A 17013-nucleotide genomic window follows, 5' to 3' on the forward strand; every position below is an offset into this window, starting at 1 on the left:
TTTATGAATAAAGTTGAGCTTCTGGCTCCGGCCGGAAATCTTGAAAAACTTAAAATGGCAATTATGTACGGGGCAGATGCAGTATACATCGGAGGACAGAAGTTCGGGTTAAGGGCATCGGCTGACAATTTCTCACTTGAGGATATCAAGGAGGGACTTGAGTTTGCACATCAGAGAGAATGTAAGGTTTATGTGACTGTTAACATAATTCCTCATAATGAAGACCTTGAAGGATTGCCTGAATATATAAAGCAACTTGATGAACTGGGAATAGATGCTGTTATAGTATCTGATCCAGGCATTTTTGATATTGTACGTGAGAACGCCCCTGACATGGAAATTCATATAAGTACTCAGGCTAACAATACCAATTACTCCAGTGCTATGTTCTGGTACAGGCATGGGGCTAAAAGAATTGTTACTGCAAGAGAGCTTTCCCTTGAGGAAATAAGTGAAATCAGGGCTAAAACACCTGAAGACTTGGATTTAGAAGCATTTGTTCATGGTGCAATGTGCATTTCCTACTCGGGAAGATGCTTGCTCAGTAACTATATGGCAGGACGGGATTCCAACAGGGGAGCGTGTTCACACCCTTGCAGATGGAAGTACCATCTGGTGGAAGAAAAGCGTCCTGGAGAGTATTATCCGGTTTATGAGGATGAAAAGGGAACATATATATATAATTCAAAGGATTTATGCATGATTGAGCATATCCCTGAATTGGTTAAGGCAGGTATTTACAGCTTCAAGATTGAAGGCAGAATGAAAAGCTCTTTTTATGTATCTACAGTTGTAAGTGCTTACAGACAGGCTATTGATGCGTATTTGGCTGACCCAGACAATTACTGCTTTGATCCTGAATGGCTGAAGGAACTTTCAAAAGCCAGTCACAGGGAGTACACCAAAGGGTTTTATTTTAATAAGACCACAGGTGCCGACCAGATATACCATACCAGTTCTTATATAAGAGAATACGACTTTGTAGGAATGGTACTGGATTATGACAAAACAACGGGTATTGCGAAGATTGAGCAGAGAAACCGCATGATTGTGGGCGACGAAATAGAAGTGGTAAGCCCAAGAAAAGGCTATTTTACACAAACTATAAAAGAGATGAAAAATGAGGATGGAGAAAGCATCAGAACTGCACCACATGCACAGATGATTGTTTACATGCCAATTGATGAGGAAGTTGGGCCTTATACGATTTTGAGAAGAAAGTAGATATAATCTTTAAAATTAACAGTACTATATAAAAAAGAAGAATGCCATTTGGTATTCTTCTTTTTTATATAGTACATTATCTTATTTCAATCCACAAACATTTGACCTTTAAACAAAAAATAAATCAAATATTTGACTATATAAAGTATATCAACAGAAAAAAAATAAGTCAAAAGCTATTGACAAATACTAACAAAGACATTATATTCAAGATAATGTAATATATGCAATAAATTGTAAATATAGCTATTTTGATTTTGAGGTTGATAATACTATTATCTGATTTTATTTATAAAAGTTCAACATTTAGGTTAGCAAAAGAAAAGGAGAAATCATATGTTCATCGCTCATATAAGAGAAGACGGGACAGAACAAAGTGTAAGGGAGCATTTGGAGAATGTATCCTTACTGTGTGCAGAAGCTTGCAAAAAAATATCACTGGAGAATATGGGAAGATTAATCGGACTTCTCCATGATATGGGAAAGGAAACTGAAGAGTTCAAATCTTATATCATATATAGTTTTCTACATCCAGAAGATAAATCTCAAAGAGGAACTGTTGACCACTCTACTGCAGGTGCTAAATTTATTTACAAAACTTATTATTGCTCAAAAAATCCTTATGAAAAGCTTACCGCACAAATTATCTGTCTTGTAATTTGCTCACATCACGGAGGTTTAATTGATTGTATTGATTTAGAGTTGAGAGATAAATTTACATTAAGAATGAATACGGACGATTTACAAAAAAATTATGATGAAGCTATAAATAATTTTTTCGAGGATTGCTGTGAAATGAATGAAATCCATAGGTTGTTCCTGGAATCCGTTCGGGAGATAAAAAATATTTTATCTAGAATTAGACTAGTATACGATAAAAAGCATTTTGTTAAATTTGCAATGGCTATATTGGTTAAATTTCTACTCAGCTGTCTTATTGATGCTGATAGATATGACACATATAGTTTTATGGAATCAAAAGACATACTGGATAGAGAAAACGATATATTTAAGAATTGTCTGTGGACAGGACTTTCAGAACATTTAAATAAAAAGCTTGATGATTTGCCGAAAATATCTAAAATTTATTTGCTGCGAAATGAGATTTCACAATCATGTAAGAGTTTTGCAAAAAATAAAACAGGCATATATAAGCTTTTAGTACCTACAGGTGGAGGAAAAACACTTTCGAGCCTGAGGTATGCCTTGGAACATGCCAGGGAATTTAAGAAAGACAGAATTGCTTACATAATACCTTTCACCACAATAATAGACCAGAATTCTAAAGAAATTAAGGATTTTCTGGATAGAGAAGACATTATTTTAGAGCACCATTCTAACCTAATAATGGATAATGATAGTGAAGATTATAAGCTTTTGACGGAAAGATGGGACAGCCCTATAATTCTGTCAACAATGGTACAGTTTCTAAATACTCTTTTCATCGGGGGGACTCAAAGTGTTAGAAGATTGCACAATCTTGTGAACTCAATAATTATCTTTGATGAAATACAAGCTATTCCAATTAAATGTATTAATATGTTTAACTATGCTATAAATTTCTTGTCTAAAATTTGCAATACAACGGTAATTCTATGTACAGCGACTCAACCATTGCTTTCTAAGACTGAAATGCCTGTATTTATTGAGGAAAATGCAAATATTATCTCCAATGCAGATGAAAAATTTAGATACTTTAAGAGAACTAAGGTTATACCGAAAATTCAAGCCGGAGGTTACAGTATACAAGACCTAAAAGAGCTTATATCAGGGTTAATGGATCAGGTAAACAGTACTTTAATTATTCTTAATACAAAAAAAGCCGCCAAAGAATTATTTAAAGCTATTGATAAGGAGAATTTATTGTTGCCTGAGGATAAAAAAGCAATTGTATTTCATTTAAGTACAAATATGTGTCCTACCCACAGAATAGAATTACTGAATAAAATCAGAGAAGTCCTTGGCAAGCAGAAAGTGATATGTGTAAGTACTCAGCTGATTGAAGCTGGAGTAAACATTTCATTTGAGTGCGTTGTACGTTCTTTGGCAGGATTGGACAGTATTGCTCAGGCAGCCGGAAGGTGCAATCGGCACGCCGAAAGCAGTTGCGGAAATGTTTATGTTATAAATATGGATGCTAACAGTGAAAATGTCAGCAGGCTTTTAGAGATAAAAACGGGACAGGATAAAACATTGCGTATTTTTGAAGAATATAATCAGAATCCCGAAGCATTTGATTGTGATTTACTCTCGCCAAAAGCTATTGATAAATATTTTGAGTACTATTTTAATGATTTGAAATTGTTGATGAATTATACTCTTCCAAAGCCATATGCTGATAAAACTATGTTTGATTTACTTTCTGAGAATAAGCAAGTTGTACAAGATTACATTGATAGAAACCAAGAAAAACCTGACCTAATGCTTTACAATTCTTTCAAAACAGCAGGTGATTATTTCAGTGTTATAGACCAAAATACAGTTGGTGTAATTGTCCCTTACCAAAAAGGAGAAGAGTTGATAATAAATATTAACGGTAAATGTAGTATTAAAAATTTAAAAAAATATCTAAAGGAGGCTCAGCAGTACTCGGTTAATTTATACGACCAGGAATATAGAAATTTGAATGACTTGGGAGCTTTTATGCAGTTGAACAACGGAGGGCTGATTGCACTGAAAAAGGAATTTTATGATGAAAGTACAGGAATTACTACTGATAACCAACAACATGAATTTTTAAATTATTGAGGTGATAGTGATGGAAAGAGCAAACAACGTGGAATTTAAGGTTAGTGGAAGGTATGCACTTTTCAGTGACCCAATAAACAGAATGGGAGGTGAGAAAGTTTCATACCAAATACCTACATATCAAGCTATAAAAGGTATTTTAGAGAGTATTTACTGGAAACCCACTTTAATTTGGTATATTGATGAACTTAGGGTTATGAAATACATTAAAACCCAGTCACAGGGTATAAGACCAATTAATTATACAGGAGGAAATACACTATCAATATATTCTTATCTTACTGATGTGGAATATCAGGTTAAAGCTCATTTTGAGTGGAACTATAACCGTAGGGATTTAGATAAGGACAGAAATGAAAATAAACATTTCATAGTAGCTAACAGAATGATTGAAAAAGGTGGAAGACGTGACATTTTCCTAGGCACACGAGAATGTCAAGGGTATGTGGAGCCATGCACTTTTGGCGAGGTGAAAGGAGATTATGATAATTACGGAGAGATATCTTTTGGGATAATGTTTCACGGTTTTGATTATCCTGATGAGGCATATGATGAATCAGGCAAGGACAAGCTTGTGGCGAGGCTGTGGTATCCGAAAATGAAAGACGGATATATAAAATTCATAAGACCTGATAAGTGTGATATAAAACGTGAGATAAAAACTATGAGAATGAAAGAATTTAATAATAGTAATTTTATCGGTCTTAAAGAATTTGATGAGGGAGGTGAAATACTTGGGTTGGATTAATAAACTTTATGATACTTATGAAAATTGTATAAGTGAAGTAGGAAAACCCCGAACTGATGGAAAAACTCCTTTGCTGCCGGTTGCACATTCTACACAAAATGCACAAATTGAGGTTGTAATAGATATTAAAGGAATTTTTCGCCGTGCCAGAATTTTGGAAAAGGAAGAGCAGGTTACAATAATTCCCGTAACAGAAGATTCTGCAACACGAAGTGGAAAATATCCTCCACCACATCCACTATGCGATAAACTTCAGTACGTAGCCGGAGATTTTTCGGAAAATGTAGAAAAAGAAAAGGGTGAAGATTTTTTTAATAAATATATTGAGCAGCTTGAAGATTGGTGTAGTTCAGTGCATAAAAACAAAAAAGTTTGTGCTGTTTTTGAATACTTAAAAAAGAAGAAACTTATTAAAGACTTAGCTGAACACAAAGTATTGTCCTGCGATGATAGCGGTAATTTAACAAAAGACATAAAGCTTGGAACAGTTTCTCAAATTGATGCATTTATAAGATTCAGGGTTGAGGATACAGAAAATCCTAGTAGTGAAACAGCCGTTTGGCTGGATAATGAGATATACAAAAGCTATATAGAATACTACCTAAACAAGGAGAAAAGTACGGATTTATGCTATGTAAAAGGGGAGGGCATTCCCTATTCTGAAAAGCATCCTTCAAAAGTAAGAAACTCAGGAGATAAGGCAAAGCTGATATCGGCTAATGATGAAAGTGGGTTTACATACAGAGGAAGGTTTGGTGACAAAAAACAGGCGGTAATTGTTAGTTATGAAGTTTCTCAAAAAGCACACAATGCAATTCGATGGCTTATTGACATACAAGGTTACAGGTTTGGAAATCCCAAGGATGGTGAAGAGGTAATTGTTGCATGGGGTACTAATAAACAAAAGGTTCCTCCTTTATTAGTGGATACGGATGATATTTTTGGAGAAGAAGAGGATTCACTGCCGATAGTATCTACCCATAAGGAATATGCTCAAAGGCTTAACAAGGCAATTGCAGGATATGGGTGTGAAATTGACAGTAATACAGATATCGTAATAATTGGACTTAATTCTGCCACAACCGGAAGACTGTCCATAACATACTACAAAGAGCTAAATGGATTGGACTTTTTGAACAGAATTGAAAAGTGGCACAACACGTGCAGCTGGAGACACAGCTATAAAAGAATTCAGGATGGCACTGACGAAAAAGGAAAAAACAAGTATAAAACAATAGATTTTATTGGTGCTCCGGCTCCAAAAGAAATTATCAGGATTGCATTTGGTGTTGAAAGAAATGAAAGGCTTGAGGTTGATGACAAATTAATGAAATCGACAATAGAAAGGTTGCTTCCATGTATTATTGATGGTGCAAGGTTACCTTACAATATTGTTAATTCAGCTGTGAACAGGGCATCTAATCCAATTTCCATGAACTCGTTCAATTGGGAAAAGACATTAAGCATAGCATGTTCACTGGTTAAAAAATATAGAAATGATAAATATGAAAAGGAGGAATGGGACATGGCACTTGATGAAAATCAAAATGACAGAAGTTACCTTTTTGGAAGATTATTAGCAATTGCTCAGGAAATTGAATCGTGGGCTATTAGTACTACAGGGGAAAAAAGAGATACCAATGCGGAACGGCTTATGCATCAATTCAAACTCCACCCTTATAAAACTTGGGGGATAATAACTAACAAGCTTAGACCATATATTACAAGGCTGGGGGATAAAGGGAAAAAAAATATAGAGCTGATGACAAAAGTTAACTCTATGATTCCATACGAAGATTTTATAAGTTCTGAATCTTTAAAGGACAGCTATATATTAGGTTATTACTGTCAGAGACAGGTATTTATTGATGAAATGAATAGAAGAGTTGCAGAGAAAAAAGAAAAGAAACTTGAAAATATAAATTAAAGGAGTTGTTAATATGAGTATTTTAAAGAACAAGATTGATTTTGCAGTGATAATTTCTGTGAAAAACGCCAATCCAAACGGTGACCCACTAAATGGAAACCGTCCAAGAGAAAATTATGACGGATACGGAGAAATATCAGATGTGTGTATCAAAAGGAAAATTAGAAATCGTCTACAGGACATGAATAAAGAGATTTTTGTTCAATCGGACGAAAGAAGAACAGATGGCTTCAGAAGTTTGAAGGACAGAGCTGACGGTTGTCAGGAATTAAAAAAATTAATTAAGGATAAAGAGAAATATGCTGAGTATGCATGTTCAAAATGGATTGATGTAAGGAGCTTTGGTCAGGTATTTGCATTTAAAGCAGGTGAGGATAATTCTGTTTCTATAGGAATAAGGGGTCCTGTATCAGTACACTCAGGAGTAAGTGCTTCACCAATTGAAATATCAAGTATGCAGATAACAAAAAGCGTAAATGGAGAGACTGGAAAAGACCCTGATAAAAAGAGCGCAGATACAATGGGTATGAAGCATAGAGTTGATTTTGGTGTATATGTGATTTATGGGAGCATAAATACACAATTAGCTTCTAAAACAGGGTTTAGTGAAGAGGATAGTGAACTTATTAAAGAAGCGCTAAAAACGTTATTTGAGAATGATTGCTCGTCTGCAAGACCTGACGGAAGTATGGAAGTATATAAGCTTTATTGGTGGAAGCATAATTGTGAAATAGGGCAATACTCTTCAGCAAAGATACATAGAAGCCTTAAAATCAAGGCAAAAGTTGATGTGCCAAAATGTATTAATGATTATTCTATTTATACTGACGATTTAGATGGATTGGAACCGAAAGTTTATGAAGGAATATAACGAAGAAGACTTCCTACTATTATCAGGAATTCAGCACTTTGCTTTTTGCAGGAGGCAATGGGCGTTAATACATATTGAACAGCAGTGGCAGGAAAATCTCAGGACGGTTGAAGGGAATATACTGCATGAAAAGGCTCATGACGACGGATTCTCAGAAAAGCGAGGAGACGTAATTATTTCAAGAGGTATGGCTGTTTTTTCAAGAACTCTTGGAGTAAGTGGTGTATGCGATATCGTAGAACTGCATAAATGTGCAGAGGGCGTGAGTATTTTTGGTAGAGAAGGGAGGTATAGGCCTGTTCCTATAGAATACAAGAGGGGTAAGCCAAAGGAAAATGATGCTGATATTCTTCAATTATGCGGACAGGCTATGTGCCTTGAAGAAATGCTTTTGTGTGAAATCAAGGAAGCATACATGTTCTATGGAGAGACTAAACGTAGACTGAAAATTACACTTGATAATGCTTTACGTGATAGGGTCAGAGACGTTATTCAAGAAATGCATCAGTTGTTTGAACGGAAATATACCCCGAAGGTGAAACCCTCCAAAAGTTGCAAAGCCTGTTCTTTGGCGGATATTTGTATGCCAAGACTATGCAAAAATACTTCTGTGTCAAAATATATTAGAGATAGTTTAAAGGAGGCAGAGCGATGCGAAAACTCTTAAATACTGCTTATATTACCTCTCCTGACAGCTATCTGTCTCTGGATGGAGAAAACCTTGTCGTACAAAAAGTGGATACTGAGGCTGTAAGGCTGCCGCTTCATAATCTGGAAAGTATTATTGCTTTTGGATATACCGGAGCAAGTCCGGCACTAATGGGAGCATGTGCAAAACGTAATATTTCTCTTAGCTTTATGACTCAAAGCGGAAAATTTTTGTCAAGAATCGTGGGAGAGGTAAGGGGAAATGTAACTTTAAGAAAAACACAGTACAGATTATCAGATAATTTGGAGGAAAGCACACGGATAGCCAGAAACTTTATATTTGGAAAGATTTATAATGGCAGGTGGGTAATTGAACGTGCTACAAGAGACTATTCCGAGAGGCTTGACGTTATTAAACTTAAAAGGGTGTCGGAAGGATTGGCAAAAGCCTTGAATCTTGTATTGAACTGTGAAAATTTGGATGAACTCCGAGGATATGAGGGGGAGTCGGCAACACAGTATTTTAGTGTGTTTGACGATTTAATCCTGCAACAAAAAGACAATTTTTTCTTTCACGGAAGAAACAAACGTCCTCCTCTTGACAATGTGAATGCTATGCTGTCATTTGTGTACACATTACTGGCACATGATACGTCTGCTGCACTGGAAACTGTTGGGCTTGACCCTTATGTAGGCTTTATGCACAGGGACAGACCCGGAAGAATATCTCTGGCATTGGATTTAATGGAGGAACTGAGATGCGTGTATGCTGACAGATTTGTAATTTCTCTTATCAACAAAAGGGTAGTCAATTTCAATGGTTTTACGCAGAAAGAAGACGGTGCAGTAATAATGGATGATGATACCCGAAAAACAATTTTGCAAGCGTGGCAGAACAGAAAACAAGAGAAAATAACCCATCCCTTTTTACAGGAAAAACTGGAATGGGGACTTGTACCCTATGCTCAGGCAATGCTTTTAGCAAGGTTCATCCGAGGAGATTTGGACGAGTATCCTCCGTTTTTGTGGAAGTAGGTGAATTGTATGATGGTACTTATTACATATGATGTTAATACTGAATCTGAGGGCGGAAAAAAGAGATTAAGACGTGTTGCAAAGCAGTGTGTCAACTATGGTCAACGGGTTCAGAATTCTGTTTTTGAATGTGTTATGGATGCTGCGAAGTGCAGAGAAGTTAAAAACAAATTGGAAAAAATTATTGACAAGGAAAAGGACAGCTTGAGATTCTATTACTTAGGTAATAACTATAAAAGCAAAGTTGAGCATATTGGAACAAAAGAATCTTTCGACGTTGAAGGCACATTAATTATATAGTGTGCGAATGTAAAGCAAACATTAAAACTCAGGAACATTCGCACCTGAAAAACAGTACTTTATTTAAATTATTTATTTAGTTATTTTAATATTCATTTGAGAATTGATTTTTAAGGCTAAGTTTTTGTGAAAAATAAACAAGTGGATTTTGAGTTTTTTGTTTATTTTTGCTGTCGCTCCTCTCGTAGGAGCGTGGATTGAAATCTGTTCTTCAAAATCTATACCCCATGGTCGGTCTTGTCGCTCCTCTCGTAGGAGCGTGGATTGAAATTTTCTGATTATGAAAAAACCCATCAAGCAATGAGAATGTCGCTCCTCTCGTAGGAGCGTGGATTGAAATAGAGAAAATTAAAGGAGAGGGCAAAAACGAAAGACGTCGCTCCTCTCGTAGGAGCGTGGATTGAAATCATATTATCACCTATTCCTTTCAGAACGCTGTCTGTCGCTCCTCTCGTAGGAGCGTGGATTGAAATGGCTCCTGTATCAGCAAACAGTATTAAGTCAACTGGTCGCTCCTCTCGTAGGAGCGTGGATTGAAATTTAAATAATATATAAAAAGCATTGACTTGTTATCGTCGCTCCTCTCGTAGGAGCGTGGATTGAAATTGTTAATGCTTTAAGCCGTCTATGCCCTATTGATGTCGCTCCTCTCGTAGGAGCGTGGATTGAAATCTATACCCGTCCATTTGGGAAACTGGACACTTGGGTCGCTCCTCTCGTAGGAGCGTGGATTGAAATAAGGGTTAATTTATCTTTTACCCAAGGCTGACCGTCGCTCCTCTCGTAGGAGCGTGGATTGAAATACAATCCAGATACCTGTACCCGGGGTATGCCTTTTGTCGCTCCTCTCGTAGGAGCGTGGATTGAAATAACGAGGCATATCCAACAAAATACGGTATTTTTAGTCGCTCCTCTCGTAGGAGCGTGGATTGAAATAATAAAAGTCCCGAGGTTGCCGGATATCCTGAGCGGTCGCTCCTCTCGTAGGAGCGTGGATTGAAATCGATAAATCTAAGCTACTTACTACTACTTTATTAGTCGCTCCTCTCGTAGGAGCGTGGATTGAAATTTGACATCATTGTTACAGCATCTATATATTTAAATGTCGCTCCTCTCGTAGGAGCGTGGATTGAAATATCAAATTTACAAATAACAGCCCAACAGTAGAAAGTCGCTCCTCTCGTAGGAGCGTGGATTGAAATCTGGTGGTATCCCGTGGTTATGGGATGGTTGTGTAGTCGCTCCTCTCGTAGGAGCGTGGATTGAAATTTTGCATCTACTTCAAGTGCAAAGTCAACTGTTGCGTCGCTCCTCTCGTAGGAGCGTGGATTGAAATTTCCAGAGTAGGATTATTATTGACATCGTATCCCGTCGCTCCTCTCGTAGGAGCGTGGATTGAAATATTTGTAATGCATTTATATTTTGATAGTATCTGGTCGCTCCTCTCGTAGGAGCGTGGATTGAAATAAACAAGCCTGATATTTCTGTAATCATTTCGTCAGTCGCTCCTCTCGTAGGAGCGTGGATTGAAATCGGCACTCCTGAATGCATCTGCAGTTTTGCTCCAGTCGCTCCTCTCGTAGGAGCGTGGATTGAAATTTCAGTTGCTACGCTCATAGGCTCATTTGTGTTCAGTCGCTCCTCTCGTAGGAGCGTGGATTGAAATAACGGAAGTAACTGAAGCTAAAGAAGAACAATATGTCGCTCCTCTCGTAGGAGCGTGGATTGAAATCTGCCGATATGGAGCCGTTTTGTGTGCTGGACGGTCGCTCCTCTCGTAGGAGCGTGGATTGAAATTTTTGTGTAAACTTTATAGCATCCATTAATTTACTGTCGCTCCTCTCGTAGGAGCGTGGATTGAAATCTATCAGCAAAGAAAATTGAAGGATTGAGTAAAGTCGCTCCTCTCGTAGGAGCGTGGATTGAAATTTTGAAGAGATTAATAGATGGTCAAATAGGAGAATGTCGCTCCTCTCGTAGGAGCGTGGATTGAAATATTCCTGATGTTACATCTGGCGGTGTTGGAAGAGTCGCTCCTCTCGTAGGAGCGTGGATTGAAATAATGTATCAATTGATTACATGGTAGGACATGACCATGGTCGCTCCTCTCGTAGGAGCGTGGATTGAAATAATCACATTGCCTGTTCCCGAAGCCAGCTGATTTAGTCGCTCCTCTCGTAGGAGCGTGGATTGAAATTTTACTTTAAAAAGCTATCCCAAACAACAATGCCTGGTCGCTCCTCTCGTAGGAGCGTGGATTGAAATTTTGCGGAAATACCTTTTTTGTTGGAGCTGCAGGTCGCTCCTCTCGTAGGAGCGTGGATTGAAATCCGTTACTGTCCTTGGGAAGTCCTTTAAGCTTGCCGGTCGCTCCTCTCGTAGGAGCGTGGATTGAAATTAATTTGGGCCCTAAAATCTAATATTTCTTAAACGTCGCTCCTCTCGTAGGAGCGTGGATTGAAATTATAGCATTTGCCTATGGAGAAACAAATAAACTTGTCGCTCCTCTCGTAGGAGCGTGGATTGAAATTATAGAATCATTTTTTTTGATACCCTTTTGTCCACGTCGCTCCTCTCGTAGGAGCGTGGATTGAAATATGGGACTACCTCCAAACTTATTATTTTATTAAGTCGCTCCTCTCGTAGGAGCGTGGATTGAAATTATTACCTACTTGGCATTTATATTTTAGTCCAGCAGGTCGCTCCTCTCGTAGGAGCGTGGATTGAAATGTAATACTCCGGTATAGCTCCGTAAAATGGTTCTGTCGCTCCTCTCGTAGGAGCGTGGATTGAAATTACAACTCCACTATCTGATTAACATTTGCCCAGTTGTCGCTCCTCTCGTAGGAGCGTGGATTGAAATTTACTATAGTGATTGGTTTCGCAATAAATGTAGACGTCGCTCCTCTCGTAGGAGCGTGGATTGAAATTCCTTATGTATCAAGAGCATTTCATCTTTACGTTGTCGCTCCTCTCGTAGGAGCGTGGATTGAAATTGTTCCCGGCAAGACTGAAAGGCTGGCAAGGGAATGTCGCTCCTCTCGTAGGAGCGTGGATTGAAATATCGTTACCACTATAAGCACAACATACATATACGTCGCTCCTCTCGTAGGAGCGTGGATTGAAATCTTTCCTTCCTCATTAAAAAGGACTACCCATTTCTGTCGCTCCTCTCGTAGGAGCGTGGATTGAAATTTGCCCTTGTAGTCTCTTACATTTTTAGCATTACCGTCGCTCCTCTCGTAGGAGCGTGGATTGAAATCCGTTTTCTGCCCGGTCGTTTAATTTAGTAGGTAGGTCGCTCCTCTCGTAGGAGCGTGGATTGAAATAAGGATTGACAATAATCTTACTTGCTGCTGTTCATGTCGCTCCTCTCGTAGGAGCGTGGATTGAAATCCTACGTAAAATGTTTTTGTTATGTATCTCCCTTCGTCGCTCCTCTCGTAGGAGCGTGGATTGAAATTTTCTACGTTTAAAACCGATAAAGTTCAAAGTAGGTCGCTCCTCTCGTAGGAGCGTGGATTGAAATTCCTTTTGGGAATACCCTGTTTGGTAAGTCTGTGTCGCTCCTCTCGTAGGAGCGTGGATTGAAATGCTCCTATACGAACCAGATGATTATTTACTTATTGTCGCTCCTCTCGTAGGAGCGTGGATTGAAATTATATAAAAGCATGGCTACCAAAAGCAGTAGACAAGTCGCTCCTCTCGTAGGAGCGTGGATTGAAATAATAAAATACGCGGTTCATCCTTGCAAATTTATGTCGCTCCTCTCGTAGGAGCGTGGATTGAAATCAAGGTTTGTTTTTATCTCTCTTGGTTGACAAGATGTCGCTCCTCTCGTAGGAGCGTGGATTGAAATCAAATGCCAGTGTAGGTTTACAGTGTTCACACCCATGTCGCTCCTCTGGTAGGAGCGTGGATTGAAATTCAAACTCGCCCATGAAAAAGAATCAAATGATCAGTCGCTCCTCTGGTAGGAGCGTGGATTGAAATAGCAAAGTCATGTTTAACGGAGATACAAGTGCAGCGTCGCTCCTCTCATAGGAGCAATAAAAATGAAATTATTAGTAGAAAGGAGATATATGACCGTTGACATATAGTATCATTAAATTACAACCCGAGGATTACTATAAATGCGGCAACATATGGGATATGAATCGTAATTGCGAAAATTCCAAGAAGTGGTATGAAGAATTAGTAAAAGGAACAAGAATGATTTTTGTTTATATTGAAAATGGCGAATTTATCGGGGAGGGGGCCTTGGTCTTACATAACAGTGATCCGGACTATACTATTGCAGGTAAAAGAGTATATCTTTCCCGCATGATAGTCAAAACTGAATACCGTAATAGAGGTATTGGGAGTATTATACTTGATTTCCTTATAATTTATGCCAAAACGCTTGGGTTTGAGGAAATATCTGTTGGAGTTGACATTGATAATATAGTTGCCAGACATCTTTATGAAAAAAAGGGCTTTACAAATATAATCTTTGAAGGAGAAGATGACCTCGGCAAATATATAAAAATTCTTAAAAAGATATAAATCCATTTAAGGAATATCCATGAGTTGTATAACCTTCCCTTTAATATGGAAATAATTAGTGTAACTAATCATTTTCAATTAAGGGGTTTATTATGACAAAAAGAATTAAAACAATACTATTTATATTTATGACAGCATTTGCTTTACTGGTGACCAGACTATTTTATGTACAGGTTATCATCGGTCCCGGTTATTCAAAGGAAGCATCCAGCCAAAGAGTGAACAATGTTAATATAGAAAATTCCAGAGGTGATTTTTTAGATAAGAACGGAATAAAGCTTACAGGAAGAACACCAAAAGTAACTGTAGTACTGAAGCCTTCTCTGCTTCGGGGACAGAATGAAGCAGTTGATAATATATGCCGGATATTGGGGCTTGATCCGGGAAAAACAAAAGAAGCTTTGCAAAGAAAAAATACTCCCATAGTAATGGATGTTGACGGTGAAACAAAGGATGTACTTTCTCAACTTAAATATGACGGAATATCTTTTGTAAATACATTAAGCAGATACAACACGGATACCAAGGCAAAACATTTACTTGGTTATTTGAACAAGGCTGACCAGGTGGGAAGTTTCGGATTAGAAAAAATATATGAAAAGACATTGAATTATGGCAAAACAGATTCAATAGGTGTAATAACCGATGGAGGTAATAATTTACTGGGTGGCCTCGGATATAGAATAATTGAGGAAAACAGTGATAATAAAAAGTTGGATATCAGGCTTACCTTAGATTACCATATACAAAGTATTATTGAAAAAGTTCTGGAAGAAAAGGGATTGACAGGGGCTATTGTAGTAGAGGATGTTGCAACAGGAGATATTGTAGGAATGTGCAGTAAACCTGATTTTGATCCCAATGATATTGAAAACTATTTACTAAACAACAAAAAACCTTTGTTTAATAGAGCTGTTGCCCAGTACAATATCGGTTCGGTTTTCAAGCTGATTGATTTGGCTGCCGTATTTGAAAAAGATCAGGATTATAACATGGTATTCAACTGTCCGGGATATATACAGGTAGGGGATACCGAGTTTAAATGCTCTTCATATAACACCGGAGGCCATGGGACAATAGATATAAACAGTGCTCTTGCAAAATCATGCAATGCATATTTTATAAATATGTCCTTGGAGCTTGGAGCTGAGCCAATAATCACTATGTGTGATAAACTAGGTCTCGGAAAACCTACAGGATTGTCCAAACAAGGCATAGAAGAAGCCAAGGGGGTAATTCCGACCATAGAAGATCTTAAAAATCCCGGTGATGTTGCAAATATATCTATCGGACAGGGACAAACTATGGCAACTCCGGTTCAGATAGCTGATATTATAGCTACTATCGCTAACGGAGGAATAAAAAACAATGTTAATGTAGTTGATTGTATAGTAAACGAAGAAGGTAACAAAGTTAGGGATTTAAAGGAGACAGAACAAAAAAGAGTTATGTCAAAATCCACAAGTGACAGGATTAAAAACCTGATGGAAGGCGTTGTAAACACCGGGACAGGAAAAAAGGCCAGTATTGATGAGTTTGGAGGCGCAGGAGGAAAAACGGGAAGCGCTGAAACAGGTCAATATATAGAAGGTCAAAAAATTGTTCAGGCGTGGTTCGCAGGATATTTTCCGGCAAAATCCCCCAAATACTCTGTTGCTGTTTTTATCGAAGATGGCAGGAGTGGGGGAGAATCAGCAGCTCCTATATTTGCGGAAATTGGTAAAGAGATTATGAAAAAAGGATTATAATAAATCACATGATTGCCATTTTTTGCTCCTCACATATGAAATAATACGTAGACTCCTCATAAATACAATAATTAATGTAGACATAAATTGAACAAGTGTTATATCATGGTCATGTTGGATATATTAAGAATATACAAAACTTATTGAGGTATTTATGGAGACAAAAAAGGTTGCTGAAATAGCGGTAACAGCAGGAGAAATATTATTAAGCAATGGAGCAGAAGCTTACAGAGTTGAAGAGACCATATCAAAAATATGCAATTCATACGGTTTTAGCGGAGAATGTATTTCTACTCTTACAGGGATATTTATTTCAATAACAGGTCCGGATGGTGAAATGGTTACATCAATAAGAAGGATACGTCAAAGGCGTGTGGATTTATACAGAGTTGAGCTCATAAATTCTTTTTCAAGAGGACTGATGGAAAACCCTGTGGCATATGAGGAAGCAAAGAGAATACTCGGGGATATAACCAATGCTCCAAGCTTTAACCTCGGAATAAGACTAATGGCAGCTGGTATGACTTCATTTGTATATACACTATTTTTTAAAGGGACCATACCTGATGCAATAATAGCTTTGATAATCAATCTTGGCATTTATTTTATTCTTCAAAAAATAGAGGAAGTGGGCTTTTTTCAGTTTCTACAATACTTCCTATCGGGCCTAATAATAGGAGCTCTAAGTGTTTCAATACAGCACTTGTTTCCGGTTATTCACAAGGATAATGTAATAACCGGAGCAATAATAGTACTACTGCCCGGAGTATCTCTTACCAACGGTATTAAGGACATACTTTACGGAGACTATGTTTCGGGACTTGCGCAATTTGGCGAAGCAATGCTTATAATTATTGCAATGGGTGCCGGGATAGTAACTGCACTTTCATTATTTATGAAATGGATGTGATTAAAATGCTTCAACAAACTGTGCTGGCTTTTTTTGGAAGTATATTTCCGGTCATACTATTTAATATTGATAGAAGAAAAATACTCTGGGCAGGTTTTTGTGGAGCTCTTGGTTGGATTATATACAGCCTTGTACTTGTAAATACAAACAGTCCAATACTTTCATCCTTTTTTGGTGCGCTTACTGTAGGTATTTATAGTGAATCCATGGCAAGAATACTTAAAACACCTACCTTTGAATTTTTGATACCGGGAATATTTCCACTTGTACCGGGAGTCATGGCATATAAAACGCTGCAATATATAGTAG

General features: G+C 37.7%; 12 protein-coding genes and 1 CRISPR repeat array (1 of these 13 cut by a window edge). All 12 genes read left to right on the plus strand.

Going from position 1 to position 17013, the window contains the following annotated elements:
* Nucleotides 1–3: 3 nt before the first annotated feature.
* On the plus strand, nt 4–1224 hold the full coding sequence (locus tag P0092_RS07010) for a peptidase U32 family protein (protein WP_004617475.1): 1221 nt from the start codon (nt 4–6) through the stop codon (nt 1222–1224).
* A 336-nt stretch (nt 1225–1560) separates the two neighbouring features.
* Complete coding sequence (locus tag P0092_RS07015) at nt 1561–3972, plus strand: CRISPR-associated helicase/endonuclease Cas3 (RefSeq protein ID WP_004617476.1); 2412 nt, start codon at nt 1561–1563, stop codon at nt 3970–3972.
* Between the two features lie 10 nt (nt 3973–3982).
* Nucleotides 3983–4720: a type I-C CRISPR-associated protein Cas5c gene (cas5c, locus tag P0092_RS07020; RefSeq protein ID WP_004617477.1), complete on the plus strand. Its 738-nt coding sequence runs from the start codon at nt 3983–3985 to the stop codon at nt 4718–4720.
* Nucleotides 4698–6647, plus strand: a complete 1950-nt coding sequence (gene cas8c / locus P0092_RS07025) for a type I-C CRISPR-associated protein Cas8c/Csd1 (RefSeq protein WP_242831720.1) — start codon at nt 4698–4700, stop codon at nt 6645–6647. The genes cas5c and cas8c overlap by 23 nt, the downstream gene beginning before the upstream one ends.
* 13 nt (nt 6648–6660) lie before the next feature.
* On the plus strand, nt 6661–7518 hold the full coding sequence (gene cas7c / locus P0092_RS07030) for a type I-C CRISPR-associated protein Cas7/Csd2 (RefSeq protein WP_004617479.1): 858 nt from the start codon (nt 6661–6663) through the stop codon (nt 7516–7518).
* Nucleotides 7505–8185, plus strand: a complete 681-nt coding sequence (gene cas4 / locus P0092_RS07035; protein WP_004617480.1) for a CRISPR-associated protein Cas4 — start codon at nt 7505–7507, stop codon at nt 8183–8185. Before cas7c ends, cas4 begins: the two co-directional genes overlap by 14 nt.
* Nucleotides 8170–9201: a type I-C CRISPR-associated endonuclease Cas1c gene (gene cas1c, locus P0092_RS07040; RefSeq protein WP_004617481.1), complete on the plus strand. Its 1032-nt coding sequence runs from the start codon at nt 8170–8172 to the stop codon at nt 9199–9201. The genes cas4 and cas1c overlap by 16 nt, the downstream gene beginning before the upstream one ends.
* Before the next feature lie 9 nt (nt 9202–9210).
* A complete protein-coding gene (cas2, locus tag P0092_RS07045) occupies nt 9211–9501 on the plus strand; it encodes a CRISPR-associated endonuclease Cas2 (protein WP_004617482.1) in 291 nt (96 codons plus the stop codon).
* A gap of 172 nt (nt 9502–9673) precedes the next feature.
* Nucleotides 9674–13494: direct repeats of the CRISPR family, unit length 32 nt; unit sequence GTCGCTCCTCTCGTAGGAGCGTGGATTGAAAT.
* A gap of 96 nt (nt 13495–13590) precedes the next feature.
* Nucleotides 13591–14046 (plus strand): GNAT family N-acetyltransferase, encoded by a 456-nt coding sequence (locus tag P0092_RS07050; RefSeq protein WP_004617483.1) that lies wholly within the window; start codon nt 13591–13593, stop codon nt 14044–14046.
* A gap of 92 nt (nt 14047–14138) precedes the next feature.
* On the plus strand, nt 14139–15794 hold the full coding sequence (locus P0092_RS07055; RefSeq protein ID WP_004617484.1) for a peptidoglycan D,D-transpeptidase FtsI family protein: 1656 nt from the start codon (nt 14139–14141) through the stop codon (nt 15792–15794).
* 154 nt (nt 15795–15948) lie between these two features.
* Nucleotides 15949–16704, plus strand: coding sequence for a threonine/serine exporter family protein (locus P0092_RS07060; RefSeq protein WP_004617485.1), 756 nt, complete (start codon nt 15949–15951; stop codon nt 16702–16704).
* A gap of 5 nt (nt 16705–16709) precedes the next feature.
* Nucleotides 16710–17013, plus strand: the 5' portion of a protein-coding gene (locus P0092_RS07065) for a threonine/serine exporter family protein (RefSeq protein ID WP_004617486.1). The gene runs 134 nt beyond the window's last position; 304 of the gene's 438 nt are visible here — the first part of the coding sequence; it begins with the start codon at nt 16710–16712; the stop codon falls past the right edge of the window.

The organism is Ruminiclostridium papyrosolvens DSM 2782 (assembly GCF_029318685.1).
In the GTDB taxonomy this organism is placed as follows: domain Bacteria; phylum Bacillota; class Clostridia; order Acetivibrionales; family DSM-1351; genus Ruminiclostridium; species Ruminiclostridium papyrosolvens.